14 protein-coding genes and 1 pseudogene are annotated in these 15,665 nt (G+C 69.9%); 5 read left to right on the plus strand and 10 right to left on the minus strand.

The window, feature by feature from the left end:
• Positions 1-9 precede the first annotated feature (9 nt).
• The 6 genes and pseudogenes from AB0M80_RS01705 to AB0M80_RS01730 form a co-directional block, all read right to left on the minus strand.
• Entirely contained in the window at positions 10-1,275 is a 1,266-nt protein-coding gene (locus tag AB0M80_RS01705) for an ABC transporter permease (RefSeq protein ID WP_364557400.1), read from the minus strand.
• Positions 1,272-2,363 carry an ABC transporter permease gene (locus tag AB0M80_RS01710; protein WP_364557403.1) on the minus strand — a complete coding sequence of 364 codons (1,092 nt, stop codon included), beginning with the start codon at positions 2,361-2,363 and terminating at the stop codon, positions 1,272-1,274. Before AB0M80_RS01710 ends, AB0M80_RS01705 begins: the two co-directional genes overlap by 4 nt.
• Positions 2,360-3,943, minus strand: coding sequence for an ABC transporter ATP-binding protein (locus AB0M80_RS01715; protein ID WP_364557406.1), 1,584 nt, complete (start codon positions 3,941-3,943; stop codon positions 2,360-2,362). The genes AB0M80_RS01710 and AB0M80_RS01715 overlap by 4 nt, the downstream gene beginning before the upstream one ends.
• 76 nt (positions 3,944-4,019) lie before the next feature.
• Positions 4,020-5,162 carry a BMP family ABC transporter substrate-binding protein gene (locus AB0M80_RS01720; protein WP_364557408.1) on the minus strand — a complete coding sequence of 381 codons (1,143 nt, stop codon included), beginning with the start codon at positions 5,160-5,162 and terminating at the stop codon, positions 4,020-4,022.
• Between the two features lie 320 nt (positions 5,163-5,482).
• On the minus strand, positions 5,483-6,721 hold the full coding sequence (locus AB0M80_RS01725) for an NPCBM/NEW2 domain-containing protein (RefSeq protein ID WP_364558540.1): 1,239 nt from the start codon (positions 6,719-6,721) through the stop codon (positions 5,483-5,485).
• Positions 6,701-7,161: pseudogene (locus AB0M80_RS01730) on the minus strand (glycoside hydrolase family 27 protein); the annotation flags it as partial. The gene AB0M80_RS01725 and the pseudogene AB0M80_RS01730, both read right to left, overlap by 21 nt.
• Before the next feature lie 497 nt (positions 7,162-7,658).
• On the opposite strand from AB0M80_RS01730, the gene sdhC reads away from it, so the two are divergent.
• The 4 genes from sdhC to AB0M80_RS01750 are packed head-to-tail and all read left to right on the plus strand — an operon-like array spanning position 7,659 to position 11,064.
• Positions 7,659-8,102, plus strand: coding sequence for a succinate dehydrogenase, cytochrome b556 subunit (gene sdhC, locus AB0M80_RS01735; RefSeq protein ID WP_364557411.1), 444 nt, complete (start codon positions 7,659-7,661; stop codon positions 8,100-8,102).
• Position 8,103: 1 nt separating this feature from the next.
• Entirely contained in the window at positions 8,104-8,520 is a 417-nt protein-coding gene (locus AB0M80_RS01740) for a succinate dehydrogenase hydrophobic membrane anchor subunit (protein ID WP_364557414.1), read from the plus strand.
• Positions 8,521-8,539: 19 nt separating this feature from the next.
• Positions 8,540-10,294 carry a succinate dehydrogenase flavoprotein subunit gene (gene sdhA, locus AB0M80_RS01745; protein ID WP_364557417.1) on the plus strand — a complete coding sequence of 585 codons (1,755 nt, stop codon included), beginning with the start codon at positions 8,540-8,542 and terminating at the stop codon, positions 10,292-10,294.
• On the plus strand, positions 10,294-11,064 hold the full coding sequence (locus tag AB0M80_RS01750; protein WP_364557420.1) for a succinate dehydrogenase iron-sulfur subunit: 771 nt from the start codon (positions 10,294-10,296) through the stop codon (positions 11,062-11,064). Before sdhA ends, AB0M80_RS01750 begins: the two co-directional genes overlap by 1 nt.
• Before the next feature lie 61 nt (positions 11,065-11,125).
• On the opposite strand, the gene AB0M80_RS01755 is transcribed toward AB0M80_RS01750, so the two are convergent.
• Both AB0M80_RS01755 and AB0M80_RS01760 read right to left on the minus strand, forming a co-directional pair.
• A complete protein-coding gene (locus AB0M80_RS01755; RefSeq protein ID WP_364557423.1) occupies positions 11,126-12,520 on the minus strand; it encodes a S8 family serine peptidase in 1,395 nt (464 codons plus the stop codon).
• Between the two features lie 68 nt (positions 12,521-12,588).
• Positions 12,589-12,828, minus strand: coding sequence for a hypothetical protein (locus AB0M80_RS01760; RefSeq protein WP_364557425.1), 240 nt, complete (start codon positions 12,826-12,828; stop codon positions 12,589-12,591).
• 43 nt (positions 12,829-12,871) lie between these two features.
• On the opposite strand from AB0M80_RS01760, the gene AB0M80_RS01765 reads away from it, so the two are divergent.
• Entirely contained in the window at positions 12,872-14,122 is a 1,251-nt protein-coding gene (locus tag AB0M80_RS01765; protein ID WP_364557428.1) for a D-alanyl-D-alanine carboxypeptidase family protein, read from the plus strand.
• Here the strand turns inward: AB0M80_RS01765 and AB0M80_RS01770 are convergent.
• Positions 14,119-14,556 carry a helix-turn-helix domain-containing protein gene (locus tag AB0M80_RS01770; protein WP_364557431.1) on the minus strand — a complete coding sequence of 146 codons (438 nt, stop codon included), beginning with the start codon at positions 14,554-14,556 and terminating at the stop codon, positions 14,119-14,121. The genes AB0M80_RS01765 and AB0M80_RS01770 overlap by 4 nt on opposite strands.
• Positions 14,553-15,662 carry an acyl-CoA dehydrogenase family protein gene (locus AB0M80_RS01775; protein WP_364557434.1) on the minus strand — a complete coding sequence of 370 codons (1,110 nt, stop codon included), beginning with the start codon at positions 15,660-15,662 and terminating at the stop codon, positions 14,553-14,555. Before AB0M80_RS01775 ends, AB0M80_RS01770 begins: the two co-directional genes overlap by 4 nt.
• Between the last annotated feature and the right edge of the window lie 3 nt (positions 15,663-15,665).

Below are 15,665 nucleotides of genomic sequence, written 5' to 3' on the forward strand. Positions count from 1 at the left end.
GTCAGACACTCAGTCCTCCCTTCGCCGGTACGGCTGGCCGTCGGCCTTCGGCGGCCGCAGCCGCTGCGAAGCCACGGCCAGCACGATCAGCGTCACGAAGTGCGCGGTGTACGGGATCAGGTCCGACGACAGCGTGTCGTTGGCCCAGTAGATCGCGTACAGCACGCCCGCGCCGACGACGCCGAGCCCGGCCGCGATCCACTGCCGCCGGAACAGCTGCACGACGACGATCACGGCGACCAGGATCACCGCGCCGTACAGCAGCGCGAGCACCGCTTCCCCGCCGCCGGCGAGCTGCAGGCCGTCCGCGTAGCCGAACAGCGCCGCGCCGCCGAGCAGGCCGCCCGGCCGCCAGTTGCCGAAGATCATCGCCGCGAGACCGATGTACCCGCGGCCGTTCGTCTGGTTCTCCAGGTAGTCCGCGCCGCCGCGCAGCAGCACCAGCGACGCGCCGCCCATCCCGGCGAGCGCGCCGGAGATCACCACGGCCACGTACTTGTGCAGGTACACGTTCACGCCGAGCGACTCGGCGGCCACCGGGTTCTCGCCGCAGGAACGCAGCCGCAGGCCGAACCGCGTCCGCCACAGCACCCAGAAGCTCACCGGCACCAGGATGATCGCGATCATCGTCAGCGGCGCCACCTCGGTGACGAGCCCGCGCAGGATGCCGGCGACGTCGGAGATGCCGACGCGCTGTTCCTTCTCCAGGTCGCCCAGCCAGTCCGAGAGGAACGTCGCCGAGTAGGTGTCGAACTTCGGCACCACCGGCGACTGCCGCGGGTTGCCCGAGATCGGCGCGAAGATCAGGTTCGCCAGGTACTTCGTGACACCCAGGCCCAGCAGGTTGATCGCGACGCCGGAGACGATGTGGTTGACGTTGAACGTCACCGTCGCCACCGCGTGCAGCAGGCCGCCCAGCGCGCCGAACGCGAGCGCGGCGAGCAGGCCGGACCACACGCCGCCGTAGTACGAACCCCAGGCGGCGCCCCAGGTCCCGAGGATCATCATGCCCTCGAGGCCGATGTTCACCACGCCCGCGCGTTCGGCCCAGAGGCCGCCCAGCGCGCACAGCAGGATCGGCAGCGCCAGGCGCAACGCCGTCGACGCGGTGTTCGACGACGTCAGCGCGGCGACGCCGGTGGAGTAGGACGCCGTGGAGACGACGGCGATGGCGATCACGGCCCAGATGACCCCGCGGAGCCAGCCGGGGATCCGGCCACGCCGGCGGCGGACCGGCGTGGTCGAGCCGGACTCGGGAGCGACGTCGGTGATCACACCGCACCCCCTTCGGCGACCGAGGAGCCCTTGCGGGCGGCGAGTGCGCGCCCGACCCTGCGTTGTTCGGCCGCGAGGTCGGCGCGCCGCACGACCTCGTACGCCACGACGACCGACAGCACGATGATGCCCTGCATGATCGTCGCGATCTCCTTGGACACGTTGATCTGCTCCAGCGACACCGCGGAGGTGTCGAGGAACGCCCACAGCAGCGCGCCGAGCGCGATGCCGCCGGGGTGGTTGCGGCCGAGCAGCGCGACCGCGATGCCGGTGAAGCCGTACATCTGCGTCGCGGTGATGCCGTAGTTGTAGTCGCGGCCGAGCAGCTCCGGCATGGCGACCAGACCGGCGACACCACCGGAGAGCAGCATCGCGATCAGCGTCATCTTCTTGGCGCTCACGCCACCCGCGGCGGCCGCGGTGGTGGACTCGCCGGACGCCTTGAGCTCGAAGCCGAACCGGGTGCGGTTGAGCATGAACCAATAGGCGACGCCGACAACGGCCGCGACGAGCACGAAGCCGAACAGCGTGCCCGAGCCGAGCGGGATGCCCGGGATCCGGCCGGACGGCTCGATCACGCGGGTGCCGATGTTGTTGCCGGTCTGCACGCCGAACTGGTCGGCGTTGATGAGGAAGGCGATGATCCCGGCGACGATCGCGTTGAGCATGATCGTCGAGATGACCTCGCTGACCCCGCGGGTCACCTTGAGGACGGCCGGAACCGCCGCGTAGGCCATGCCCGCGAGGACCGCGACCACCAGGATCGCGACCACGTGGATCACCGGCGGCAGCTTCATCGCGCCGCCGGCGATGGCCGCGACGACGGCGGCGAACCGGTACTGGCCCTCGACGCCGATGTTGAACAGGTTCATCTGGAAGCCGATGGCGACCGCGAGCCCGGACAGGTAGTAGACGGTCGCCAGGTTCACGGTGTCGACCGCGGTCGAGCCCTTGAACATCTGGCTGATCATCGTGCCGTACGCCTGGAGCGGGTCCGCCCCGGAGATGATCAGCGCGATCGCCGACAGCAGCACGGCGAACACGATCGCCAGCAGCGGCGGCAGCAGTTTGGTGCGCCAGGAGGTCATTCTTCGTCACCCTCTCCCGCGCCGGTCATCGCGGAGCCGAGTTCCTGCGGGGTCACCGTGGCGGGGTCGGCCTCGCTCACGAGGCGCCCGCGCAGCATGACCCGGATGGTGTCGGACAGGCCGATCAGCTCGTCGAGGTCGGCGGAGATCAGCAGCACCGCGAGCCCGGCGGCGCGGGCCTGGCGGAGCTGCTCCCAGATCAGCGCCTGTGCGCCGACGTCGACGCCGCGCGTCGGGTGCGATGCCACCAGCAGGACCGGGTGGCCGGACAGCTCCCGGCCGACGATCAGCTTCTGCTGGTTGCCGCCCGAGAGCGCCGCGGCCGGGACGTCGATGCCCGGCGTGCGGACGTCGTAGTCGCGGACGATCCGCTCGGTGTCGGCGCGGGCGCCCGCGATGTCGAGCAGCTGTCCCTTCGAAACCGGTTCCCGGGTCTGGTAGCCGAGGATCCGGTTGACCCACAACGGTTGCGTGAGGAGCAGGCTGTGCCGGGTGCGGTCCTCGGCGATGTAGCCGATGCCGGCCTCGCGCCGCGCGAGGGTGCCCACCTTGGTGATGTCCCTGGCCTCGCTTACGCCAGTGCCAGTCTCATGAAAGAGCTCGATGGTGCCGCCGCTCGCCTTGCGCATGCCCATGATCGTCTCGACGAGCTCGGTCTGGCCGTTGCCCTCGACCCCGGCGATGCCGAGGACCTCGCCCGCGCGCACGGTGAAGGTGACGTCGTCGAGCACGTTGCGGCCGGAGCCCTCGGCGCCCAGCGTCAGCCCGGTCAGCCGCAGCACGGGTCGGTCGGTGACGGTCGATTCGCGGGTTTCCGGGCTGGGGAGCTCGGACCCGACCATCATCTCCGCCAGCTGGCGGGAGGTGATGGTCTTCGGGTCGGCGGTGCCGACGGTCGTGCCGCGCCGGATCACCGTGACGGTGTCGGCGATCGCGCGGACCTCGTCGAGCTTGTGCGAGATGAAGAGGAACGTGTACCCGCCGGCCTTCATCTCGCGCACGGTCGCGAAGAGCGCGTCGACCTCCTGCGGGACCAGCACCGCGGTCGGCTCGTCCAGGATGATGATCTTCGCCCCGCGGTAGAGCACCTTGACGATCTCGACGCGCTGGCGGTCGGCGACGCCGAGTTCCTCCAGCAGCGTGTCCGGCTCGGCGCGCAAGCCCGTCCGCTCGGCGAGCTCGGCCAGCCGTGCGCGGGCGGCGCGGCCGATGCCGTGCAGGCCCTCGGCGCCGAGGAAGACGTTCTCGCCGACGGTCAGGTTGTCGGCCAGCATGAAGTGCTGGTGCACCATCCCGATGCCGGCGCGGATGGCGTCCTGCGGGTTGCGCAGTTTCACCTCTTCGCCGTTGATCGCGATGGTGCCCTCGTCCGGCGGCTGCATGCCGTACAGGATCTTCATCAGGGTGGACTTGCCGGCGCCGTTCTCGCCACAGATGGCGTGCACCTCGCCGGCGGTGACGGTGAGGTTGACGTCGGAGTTGGCCACCACGCCGGGAAAGCGCTTGGTGATCCCGGTCAGCTGGACGGCGGGGGCGCCCCGGTCGGGGACGGCCTCGGCCGGGGCCTCGGCTGTGCTCATGGGCGGGAGAATTCCATATCTGTGAAACACGTGGGGGCTCGGAGGGAAATCCCTCCGAGCCCCGACGCGTAGTGCGCTACTTCTGCGGCTTGTCCGAAACGGTGATGGCGCCCGAGATGATCTGCGCCTTGTAGCCGTCCAGGACGTCCTTGATGTCGTCGACCTTGCCACCCGAGGTGGCGTAACCGACGCCGTCGACCTTGAGGTCGAACCGCTTCGGCAGGGTCGTCAGGTCGCCCTTGGCCAGCGCGGTGATGTAGTCGAACACCGCGACGTCGACCCGCTTGAGCATGGACGTGATGATGACGTCCTTGTCGGCCTCGACGGTCTTCTGGTTGTACTGGTCGGAGTCGACCCCGATGGCCAGCGCGTTGCCCGCCTTGGCGGCGTCGAACACGCCCTTGCCCGAGGCGCCGGCGGCGTGGTAGATGACGTCCGCGCCCTTGGCGATCTCGGCCGCGGCCTTCGCGTTGCCCTTCGGCGGGTCCTGGAACCCGGAGAAGTCACCGGCCGGGGTGAGGTACTCGTCCTCGATCTTGATCTTGTTCGAAACCGTCTTCGCGCCCTGCAGGAAGCCGGCCTCGAACTTCTGGATCAGCGGGGTGTTGACACCGCCGACGAAGCCGATGTGGCAGCTCTTGCTCTTGTACGCGGCGGCGACGCCGGCCAGGAACGAACCCTGCTCCTCGGCGAAGACCAGCGACGTCACGTTCGGCAGCTTGATCGAGTCGTCGTCGACGATGGCGAACTTGGTGTTCGGGTACTTCGCCGCGACGGCCTCGACCGACTTCGCGTAGGCGAAACCGACCGCGACGATCGGGTTCAGGCCCGAGGAGGCCATCTGGTCGAGACGCTGCTGCTTGGCCGACTCGGCCTCGCTGGCGCTGGCGGTGCTCTCGCTGACCGTCGTCACGCCGAGGTCGGACTTCGCCTTGTCGGTGCCCGCGGCGGCGGCGTCGTTGAACGACGCGTCACCCCGGCCGCCGACGTCGAAGGCCAGGCCGATCTTCAGCTTGCTGCCGTCGACCTTGCCACCGGCGGCGGCCGTGCTGCTCGAGGCGGCAGGCGCGGCGGGCGGCTTCTGCGCGGTGACGCAGTCCGAGCCACCCGACGAAGGCGCGGCGCTGTTGTTGCTGCTGCCACCGCTCGAGTCCTTGGCGCACCCGGCCAGGACGAGCACCCCGGCCACGGCCGCGGCGGCCAGCGCGGTTCCACGCATGCGACGCAACGTGTTTCTCCCTCCCCGCTGATCCAGCGGATGGTCAAGGGCACGACCCGGCCCTACTGCCGGGTCGACCGCCAGACCGTACCCGCCGGACCGGAATGCGCCATAGGAAAGGCACGCTACGTAACACAAACGTTTACTCACGAGTCGCACGTGCGACGAACTGGACACCGAACGTGATCATCACCCGGACAAGATGCGGCTTTCGGCGGGTTGCGTCCCTTCGGGGCGGCCGAAATACCGTTTCGCGTCACTCAGTGTGCCGGGCCGGCCGACAGTTGGACCGACCCGGTCACTCTGTGAGATGAGGGCACTCAGGCGCAAGCCAGCCGCGCCGAGGCCCAGTCGCTGCGGTCGTAGGAGTTGCCGTCCCCGCCGTCGGTGACGACCAGCCGCAGGTACCGGGCCCCGTGGAGGTCCGCCGCCAGCGGCACCGCCGGGTCCTGCCACGTCCGGACCCCCGTGGCCGCCACCTTCACGCCGTCGGCGTACACCTCGAACGTCGCCGAGCCCTGCTTGTTCGTCGCCTCGCGCTCGTCGTCCACGCCGACGTCCGCGGTGAACGCCGTGCAGCGGCCGCCGAGGTAGAAGACGACTTCGCTCGGCGCGTGCGCTCCGAGCCCCTTCGGGTAAACGACGCTGTTGATCGTCAGCGGTTTGCCGTCGCCGGCGGGGGTGCTGCCGTTGGACATGTCGCGCTCGACGGGGCCGTAGCCGTTCTTCTCCGCCGCCCAGCGCAGGTCGCTCGCCCACGCCGGCGCGGCCGGCGGCGCCGCGGGCACGGTCAGCTGCTGGGAACCGGTCCAGCCGACCTGCCCGAACCCGAGCGCCCGGTAGGTGACGCCGCCGCTCAGCACCGCTGTCGTGCCCTCGGTCCCGGCGGGCGGAGTCACCCGCCAGCGCCCTGCAGCGGTCTCCCCGGTCCCGAGCACGACGGCCCGCGGCCGGGCCGGCTGTTCGACGTGCCACCCGCCGGGCGCGGTGAGCGTGACGCGCGGGTCGAACACCGGGACACGGGCCTCGTCGGTGGCGGACACCGTGACCTCGAAGGGCTTCCCGGCGGGCGTGATCTCCCCCGGCACGCCCGGCACCGGCGCGGCCAGCTCGATGCCGGTGCTCACCAGCGGCGCGTTCCGCCACCACGAGCCGCCCGCGTGGACCCGGTAGACGACCGTCGCGTGCGGCGGGACGACCGCGGAGATCCGGCCCGCCGTCTGGAGGTCGCGGTGCGCCCAGAGGTCGCGCGCGGTGTACCCGGCGGCCTTCGGCAGCCCGGCGGCGGCCGCGGTGGTGCCGATCGTGGCCCCGGAGGTCGTCTCGTTGAACAACGCGACGGCCACGTCGCCACCGGCGAGGGGCTTGGCGAACACCCAGTGTCCGTCCTGGTTGGACAGGACGCGGGCCTGGACGCCGCGGCGGTCCTGGTCGAGCGCGATGACCTCGGCGTTGCGCAGGACACGGAGGCGCTCCGCGCCGCAGTGCTGATTCAGGTGCCCGACGTCGGCACCCCACTCCCACGGCTTGTTCTCGCCCCACTCGCAGAGCGAGTACACGATCGGGCGACCGGGCTTCTTCAGCGCGTCCCGCATCTTCGTGTAGCGCTCGAGCGCGGGCCGTCCCTGGTTGTTGCAGTTGTCGTACTTGAGGTAGTCGACACCCCAGTCCGCGAACGTCCGCGCGTCGACGCCCTCGTGGTCGAGCGCGCCGGGCATGGTCTTCGCGCAGGTCAGCGTGCCCGCGCTGGTGTAGATGCCGAACTTCAGCCCTTTCGAGTGGACGTAGTCGGCCAGCGCCTTGATCCGCTCGGGAACCGGGCCTTGTTCGCCTGCATGCGCCCTTCGGCGTCCCGTTCCGGTTCGGCCCAGCAGTCGTCGACGTTGACGTACTCGTAGCCGGCGGCCTTGAGTCCTTTGTCGACGAAGATGTCGGCGGTGACGCGGATGAGCCGCTCGTCGACGGCGCAGCCGGTGGTGTTCCAGTTGTTGAAGCCCATCGGCGGGGTCGCCGCCAGTCCGTCGGGCAGTGCTTGGGCGGGCGTGACCGACACCACGGGCAGCAGAGCCGCGACGGCGATCACCAGGCCGAGTCGTCTCACCAGAACGTCACCCCATCGTGAGAGATCCGATGTTTGCCCGAGCGACACTAGGAACGGCGTCCGGAATGGTCAATGACACACGAGAGCTGCCAGCCGTTCGGCGTAGCGCATCAGATATCAGATCCTACAGAGGTCGGATCTCCACTCACCGGGACACCGCACCGCGCCGCGCCGCCGAGTGCGCTGCACCACACCGCCGGGTGGCGGTGCCGGAGTACCGGTGTCTGGTCCATCACAGAGGGGAACCCGGAGGTGAGCCGCACTCCGGGTGCGGGTCTAGCATCCGTTTCATCCAGGCTCGATGACGATGATCTCGGCATCGCCGCCGCTCCGGCAGCGGCTGCGGACCTCACCGGCCACCGGGCGCACAGTCAGACGTTGGAGGCCGTTCACCGATGTCCACCACGGCGAGCACTGCCACAGCGGCAGAGGCGAGCGATCGGGCGGGTGCCTCACGCCGGCAGGGGACCTTCTACCGGGGCGACCCCGGCATGTGGTCCTGGGTCCTGCACCGCATCACCGGCGTGCTCACATTCTTCTTCCTGTTCGTGCACGTGCTCGACACCGCGCTGGTGCGCGTGTCGCCGAACACCTACGACCAGGTCATCGAGACCTACAAGACGCCGATCGTCAACCTCCTGGAGGTCGGCCTGGTCGGCGCGGTGCTGTTCCACGCGCTCAACGGCATCCGCGTCATGCTGGTCGACTTCTGGTCGAAGGGCCCGAAGCTGCAGAAGACGATGCTCTGGGTGATCGGCGTGGTCTGGGTCGTCGTGATGGTCCCCGGTGCGTTCTTCATGCTGAAGCGCACCGCCGAAATGCTCTTCGGGGGTAACTGACATGGCCGAGTCGCTCACCCTCGACAAGCCGCGCTCGCCGAAGCGCCCCGCCGCGCGCCGCAGCAACTTCGAGCTCTACAGCTGGCTGTTCATGCGGATCTCCGGGATGGCGCTGATCATCCTGGTGCTCGGCCACCTGCTGATCATGAACATCCTCGACGGCGGCGTGCACCGGATCAACTGGGGCTTCGTCGCCGGCCGCTGGGCCTCGCCGTTCTGGCAGTTCTGGGACCTGCTGATGCTGTGGCTCGCCGAGATCCACGGCGGCAACGGCCTGCGCGTCATCATCGACGACTACGCCCGCAAGGACAGCACGCGGTTCTGGCTGAAGATCCTGCTGTACACGTCCATGGTGCTCATCCTGGCCGTCGGCACGATGGTGATCTTCACTTTCGACCCGAACATGCCCGCGAACTAAAAGTCTCGGAGACTTTTTCATGCAGTTCCACAAGTACGACGTGGTGATCGTCGGTGCCGGCGGCGCCGGCATGCGCGCGGCGATCGAGTCCGGCCAGCGTGCCCGCACCGCGGTCCTCACCAAGCTCTACCCGACCCGGTCCCACACCGGCGCGGCCCAGGGCGGCATGTGCGCCGCGCTGGCGAACGTCGAAGAGGACAACTGGGAGTGGCACACCTTCGACACGGTCAAGGGCGGCGACTACCTCGTCGACCAGGACGCCGCGGAGATCATGGCCAAGGAGGCCATCGACGCGGTGCTCGACCTGGAGAAGATGGGCCTGCCGTTCAACCGCACGCCCGAGGGCAAGATCGACCAGCGCCGGTTCGGCGGGCACACGCGTGACCACGGCAAGGCCGCGGTCCGCCGCGCCTGCTACGCCGCGGACCGCACCGGTCACATGATCCTGCAGACGCTGTACCAAAACTGCGTCAAGCACGGCACCGAGTTCTTCAACGAGTTCTACGTGCTGGACCTGATCCTGTCCGAAGACGAGAACGGCCACCCGGTCGCCTCCGGCGTCGTCGCCTACGAGCTGGCCACCGGCGAGCTGCACGTCTTCCAGGCGAAGTCGATCGTGTTCGCCACCGGCGGCGCGGGCAAGATCTTCAAGACGACGTCGAACGCGCACACCCTCACCGGTGACGGCCTCGGCATCATCTTCCGCAAGGGCCTGCCGCTGGAGGACATGGAGTTCTTCCAGTTCCACCCGACCGGCCTCGCGGGCCTGGGCATCCTGATCTCCGAAGCCGTCCGCGGCGAGGGCGGGATCCTGCGCAACGCCGACGGCGAGCGGTTCATGGAGCGCTACGCCCCCACCATCAAGGACCTGGCGCCGCGCGACATCGTGGCGCGCTCCATGGTGCAGGAGGTGCTGCAGGGCCGCGGGTGCGGCCCGAACAAGGACTACGTCGTCCTCGACGTCACGCACCTGCCGGTCGAGGTCCTCGAGACGAAGCTGCCGGACATCACCGAGTTCTCGCGCACCTACCTGGGCGTCGACCCGGTGAAGGAGCCGGTGCCGGTGTTCCCGACCTGCCACTACGTGATGGGCGGGATCCCGACCAACGTGCACGGCGAAGCGTTGCGGGACAACGAGAACGTCATCCCCGGCCTGTACGCCGCGGGTGAGGTCGCGTGCGTGTCCGTGCACGGCTCCAACCGGCTCGGCACCAACTCGCTGCTCGACATCAACGTGTTCGGCCGCCGCGCCGGCATCGCCGCCGCGGAGTACGCGCTGGCGCACGAGCACGTCGAGCTGCCCGAGGAGCCGACCAAGCTGGTCGAGGAGCAGCTCGCGGGCCTGCTGTCGGAGCACGGCGACGAGCGCGTCGCCGACATCCGCAAGGAAATGCAGCAGACGATGGACTCGCACGCTTCGGTGTACCGGACCGAGGACACGCTGAAGCAGGCGCTGACCGACGTCCAGGCGCTCAAGGAGCGGTACCAGCGGATCACCGTGGCGGACAAGGGCAAGCGGTACAACACCGACCTGCTCGAGGCCGTCGAACTCGGCTTCCTGCTGGAACTCGCCGAGGTGCTCGTGGTGGGCGCGCTGGCGCGCAAGGAGTCCCGCGGCGGTCACGCCCGCGAGGACTACCCGCACCGCGACGACACGAACTTCATGCGGCACACCATGGCTTACAAGCAGGGCGCCGGGCTGAACTCCGACATCCGGCTGGACTACAAGCCCGTGACCTTCACCCGCTACGAACCGATGGAGCGGAAGTACTGATGACTGCGGCCACCACCGAAGACGCTCCCGCCGCGTCCGACGAGCACACCCCGATCACGGTCACGCTGAAGATCCTCCGCTTCAACCCGGAGGTCGACACCGAGCCGCACTGGGAGTCCTACGACGTCCCGGCGCAGCGCACCGACCGGCTGCTGAACCTGCTGTTCTACGTCAAGGACTACATCGACGGGACGTTCTCGTTCCGCCGCTCGTGCGCGCACGGCGTGTGCGGGTCCGACGCCATGCAGATCAACGGCATCAACCGGCTGGCCTGCAAGGTCCTGATGAAGGACCTGCTGGAGAAGAACGGCAAGAAGACCACGATCACGATCGCCCCGATCAAGGGCCTGACGACGTTGAAGGACCTGTACGTCGACATGGACCCGTTCTTCGAGGCGTACCGCGCGATCAAGCCGTACCTGATCAACTACGGCAACGAGCCGACGCGCGAGCGGATCCAGTCCCAGGCCGACCGCGACCGCTTCGACGACACGACGAAGTGCATCCTGTGCGCGTGCTGCACGTCGTCCTGCCCGGTGTACTGGAACGACGGTTCGTACTTCGGCCCGGCGGCGATCGTCAACGCCCACCGGTTCATCTTCGACTCGCGTGACGAGGCAGCGGAGGAGCGCCTGGACATCCTGAACGACGGCGAGGGTGTCTGGCGCTGCCGGACGACGTTCAACTGCACGGACGCCTGCCCGCGCGGGATCCAGGTGACCAAGGCGATCCAGGAAGTGAAGCGCGCCCTGCTGTTCAAGCGCGTCTGAGTGCTCCGACGAAAAAAGGCCTCCCCGCTCGGCTGAGCGGGGAGGCCTTTCTCCGTTGTCGCTAGCGGACCGCGTCCAGGGCGTTGACCAGGCCGTGGCCGTAGTACGAGTTGTTCTTCACCGGCCCCGTGCACTCCGTCTCGGTCGACGCGCACTTCACCGGGTCCGCTTCGCCCGTCAGGATCTTCGCCAGGAGCTGCGGCGGGATCCCCCGGAACCGCGAAGCCAGCAACGCCGCGACGCCCGCCGCGTGCGGGGAAGCCATCGACGTCCCGCACTTCGAGCCGTACGGGCCGCCGAACACCGTGGTCGACAGCGGGCACGACGGGCCCGCGCCCTCCGGCGGGGTCTGGATGAAGTCGCCGCCCGGGGCCGTCACGTCGATTTCGCCGTAGTTGCTGAACGACGACTTCGTGCCCGCGTAGCCCACCGACGACACCGTCACGACCCCGTCGATCGCCTTCGGGAGGATGCCGCACGACGAGTCCACCGGGTGCGGGCGGTTCGGGTCGGACGTCTGCGCCGTCGTGTCGAAGCCCGAGTTGCCCGCCGCCGACACGTTCAGGACGCCGTGGTGGGTCGAGTACTCGATCGCGCGGCGGACGGCCTCGTAAGCCGCCGCGTCGCCCGGCTCGCGGGAGCAGAAGAACATGCCCGGGTCGACGTAGTAGCTGTTGTTCGTCACCTGGAAGCCGTGCTTGGCCGCCCAGACGAACCCGCACACCGCGGATTCCGGGAAGATGTAGCCGGCGTCGTTGACGACCTTCACCGAGGCCAGCCGCACGCCCGGCGCGATGCCCGTGAAGCCCGCGGCCTGGTCCTTGCCCGCGATCGTGCCCGCCACGTGCGTTCCGTGGTCCGACGTCGTGGGGGCCCAGGACGCCGGGGAAAGGTCCGGCGCCCCCGTGACGCAGCCGGCCGAAGCGGAAGCGGAGACCGCGGCCCTGAGAGCCGGGTGCGTCGCGTCGATGCCCGAGTCGAGCACGCCGACCGTCACCGCGCGGCTGCCCTGGAAGATCTTGTTGGCTTCCGGCGCGTGGATGGCCTTCATGTCCCACTGCTGCGCGGACAGGTCACCCGCCGCGGCCGTCGAGCGCGTGTCCTCCAGCGTCCGCACCGCGCCCAGCGAAGTCCGGGCCGAGGCGGCCGAAGCCACGTCCTTGCCGCCCGAGTAGGCCCGGTAGACGCCGATCTTCTGCTGGAAGTCCGCGTTGCGCGAGCTGGCGATCGCGACGCCGATCTCGGCGTAGTAGGCCACCTTCGTGCCGCACTTGGCCGCCAGTTCCTTGTCGACGGCCGACGCGCGGGTGCCCGGCTGGTACGTCACGACGTAGGTGTACGGCGTGCTCGTCGTGTCGCAGACGGCCGGTGCGGCCTCCGCGGCCGGTGCCGCGGCGAACAGGCCGCCCCCGACGGCCAGCACGAGCGGGGCCGCCATTCGGCGTAAACGGGACATTCCACCTCCAGGTTCGGTGGTCAACCTAAACCGGCCCGCAGGCCCGCGCCACCGACCAAGGAGGGGATTCAGGCGTCGACGCGCGAAGCCGCGCGCACCCCGCGCCAGCCCAGCACGCCGATGATCGTGCCGAGCACGAACGACACGACGGTCAGCACGGCGTGCACCACGAAGTAGGCCGTGGGCGAGCCGTCGGGGGTCCAGGCCCGGTCGCTGTCCCACAGGTTCTTGGCGAAGGTGATCCAGATGATCCACGACCACCCACCGAAGGCCAGCAGGAACAGCGAGGTGCCTCGCGAAATGCGCATGCCCCTGAGTATGCGACGCCGGTCGCGGCGCTAGATTGCGTGGGTGCACTCTGTGGTCTCCCGGTCGCTCAAGGTCTTCACGACGACGCTCGCCGCCGCCCTCCTGGCCCTCGGCTCCCCGGCGCCGGCGCCGGCGTCGGCCGCGCCGCAGCAGGGCCAGTGCGCGAACCGCCAGGCTCCCCCGCCGCCGGTCGACACCTCGGAGAAGCCCGCACCGGGCAAGCAGGCCCCGGCGCCACTGGCCGTGCCCGCGGTCCCGGCCGGCGGCTCGCGGATGGCCGAGTGCGGCCTGGTCACCCCGGACGGCGCGCTCAACCCGCCGGACGGCAACACCGCGGCGTCGTGGCTGGTGCAGGACCTCGACACCGGCGCGGTCGTCGCGGCGAAGGACCCGCACGCCCGGCAGCGGCCCGCGTCGCTGATCAAGACGCTGCTCGCGCTGGTCGTCGTCACCGAGCTGAACCCGCAGCAGGTGGTCGTCGCGACGAAGGAGGACGCGGAGCAGGAGTGCACCTGCGTCGGCCTCGCCGCCGGTGGCCAGTACACCGTCGACCAGCTGCTGCACGGCCTGCTGATGCACTCGGGCAACGACGTCGCGCACGCGTTCGCCACGGCGCTCGGCGGCGCCGATTCCGCGGTGGCGAAGATGAACGCGCTGGCCGCCCGCATCGGCGCGCTCGACACGCGCGCCGCGACGCCGTCGGGCCTGGACGGGCCGGGCATGTCGACCTCGGCCTACGACCTCAGCCTGATCTTCCACTACGCGATGAAGCAGCCTGAGTTCGCGAAGGTCGTCTCGACGAAGAACTTCGAGATCCCGCCGGCCGGCGGCAAGCCGGCCATCCCGATCTACAACGACAACAAGCTGCTCGGCGTCTACCCCGGCTTCCTCGGCGGCAAGACCGGCTTCACCGACGACGCCCGCCACACCTACGTGGGCGCGGCGCAGCGCAAGGGGAAGCGGCTCGCGGTCGTCATGCTGCGCGCCGAGCAGAAGCCGACGAAGGTGGTCGACCAGGCGGCGAAGCTGCTGGACTACGGCTTCGAGCTGGAGAACGACCACGCCGAGCCGGTCGGCCGGATCACCTACCAGGCACCGGCCACCACGTCGGCGAACGGCGACCCGTCCGTGCTCGCCGACGGCGGCACCGGCCACGGCAGCACGTCCGCGGCGGCCGCCGCGCCGAAGGAAGACCCGTTCGGCGTCACCGGCTGGATCATCACGCTGGTGGTGTTCCTGATCATCGTCGGCGGGTTCGTGGTCGGCCACCAGCGCAGGCGGGCCGAGCGCTAGCGGAAACCGGGCCCGGGTTCCGGGGTCACCCGGTCGGTGGCGATCGCGCCACCGCAGTGCCCGCAGGCCACGAACGTCTCGGCGATCTCGCCGCAGTCGTGGTGCCGCAACAGGATCGGCGGCCCTTCCGGCCCCGCGAGGTACCGGTCGCCCCACTGCATGAGCGTGACGACGGCGCCGAAGAGGTCACGCCCCGCAGCGGTCAGCACGTACTCCGGCACCGGGTCGACGCGTTCGAGCACCCCCGCGTCGACGAGGGTCTTCAGCCGGGCGGACAACGTGGGGCGCGGGATGGACAGATTGCGCGCGAACTCGCCGTAGCGGCGCACGCCGAAGAACGTCTCGCGCAGGATGAGCAGGCTCCACCGCTCGCCGACCAGGTCGAGCGCGCGGCCGACCGAGTCCGCCGTGAACCGGTGCCCGAGGTCGGTCACAGCTGTTCCGTCCGGGCCGGGACGCCCAGCAGCAGTTTGCCGGACAGCTCGTAGCTGGCCCGGTTCACCTGGAAGTGGGCGGTCGCGGTGTGCGCGTCGCGGAACCGGCGCTGCAACGGCGAAGTCTCGTAGATCGCCGCGCCGCCGCCGAGGTCGTACATGCTTTCGGCGACCTTCGCGGCCGTGCGCGTCACGTGCGTCGCGGCCAGCCGGAGGCCCAGTTTGAGCGCGTCCGGCACCGGTTCGGCGCCCTGCGCGGCCTGCCAGGCGTCGTCGATGCTGCCGTAGAACAGCAGCCGCGCGGCACGCAGGGCCGCCTCGGCCTCCGCCACGGCGGCCTGCGTCGGCGACCGCTCGGCCAGCGACCGGCTGGAGCCGAGGGGTTTGCGCGTCGAGGCGAGTTCGACCAGGTCGTCGATCGCGCCGCGCGCGTTGCCCAGCGCGGCCGCCGCGACCGAAAGGGCGAAGAACCCGAACAGCGGAAACCGGTGCAGCGCCACAGCGTCCGCGGGTGGCCCGGCCATCACCGAGAAGACGCGGTGGTCCGGGACGAACAGTGCGTCGGCGACGCAGTCGTGGCTGCCGGTGCCGCGCAGGCCGTTGGTGTGCCAGGTGTCGAGCACCTCGATCTCGGCTTTCGGCAACGCGGCGACGTAGAGCGCTTTCTCGTGAACGAACCCGGCGAAGAGCCAGTCCGCGTGCGGGATGCCGCTGCAGAACGCCCAGCGGCCGGAGACGACGTACCCGCCGTCGACCTTCTCGCCGGTCCCGCGCGGCGCCCACACCCCGGCGGCGACCGTTTTCGGGTCCCCGAAGACCTCCTCGGCGCACTCGCGCGGGGCGTAGGCCGAGAGCAGGCTGCTCGTCACGGCGATCGAGACGCACCAGCCGGCCGACGCGTCGCCGCGCGCGATCGTCTCGGCGGTTTCGAGGCTGACGGCGGGCGGTGCTTCGGGACCGCCGAGGTAGCCGGGGACGCCGGTGCGGAAGAGCTGGGCGTCAGTCAGCTTCGCGACCAGTTCGGGCGGCAGAGCGCGCTCGCGTTCGGTCACGGTCGCGACGGTCCTGGCGAGGTCGGCACACTCGCGGGCGGCGTCCAGCAGCACGAA

The sequence above is a fragment of the Amycolatopsis sp. NPDC051045 genome, from assembly GCF_040682955.1.
Taxonomy (GTDB): domain Bacteria; phylum Actinomycetota; class Actinomycetes; order Mycobacteriales; family Pseudonocardiaceae; genus Amycolatopsis.

Excerpts from the sequence above, each read along its gene's own strand:
- AB0M80_RS01710 (WP_364557403.1), bottom strand. The coding sequence starts at position 2,363 with ATGACCTCCTGGCGCACCAAACTGCTGCCGCCGCTGCTGGCGATCGTG.
- AB0M80_RS01715 (WP_364557406.1), bottom strand. The coding sequence starts at position 3,943 with ATGAGCACAGCCGAGGCCCCGGCCGAGGCCGTCCCCGACCGGGGCGCC.
- AB0M80_RS01720 (WP_364557408.1), bottom strand. The coding sequence starts at position 5,162 with ATGCGTGGAACCGCGCTGGCCGCCGCGGCCGTGGCCGGGGTGCTCGTC.
- sdhC (WP_364557411.1), top strand. The coding sequence starts at position 7,659 with ATGTCCACCACGGCGAGCACTGCCACAGCGGCAGAGGCGAGCGATCGG.
- AB0M80_RS01740 (WP_364557414.1), top strand. The coding sequence starts at position 8,104 with ATGGCCGAGTCGCTCACCCTCGACAAGCCGCGCTCGCCGAAGCGCCCC.
- sdhA (WP_364557417.1), top strand. The coding sequence starts at position 8,540 with ATGCAGTTCCACAAGTACGACGTGGTGATCGTCGGTGCCGGCGGCGCC.
- AB0M80_RS01750 (WP_364557420.1), top strand. The coding sequence starts at position 10,294 with ATGACTGCGGCCACCACCGAAGACGCTCCCGCCGCGTCCGACGAGCAC.
- AB0M80_RS01755 (WP_364557423.1), bottom strand. The coding sequence starts at position 12,520 with ATGTCCCGTTTACGCCGAATGGCGGCCCCGCTCGTGCTGGCCGTCGGG.
- AB0M80_RS01760 (WP_364557425.1), bottom strand. The coding sequence starts at position 12,828 with ATGCGCATTTCGCGAGGCACCTCGCTGTTCCTGCTGGCCTTCGGTGGG.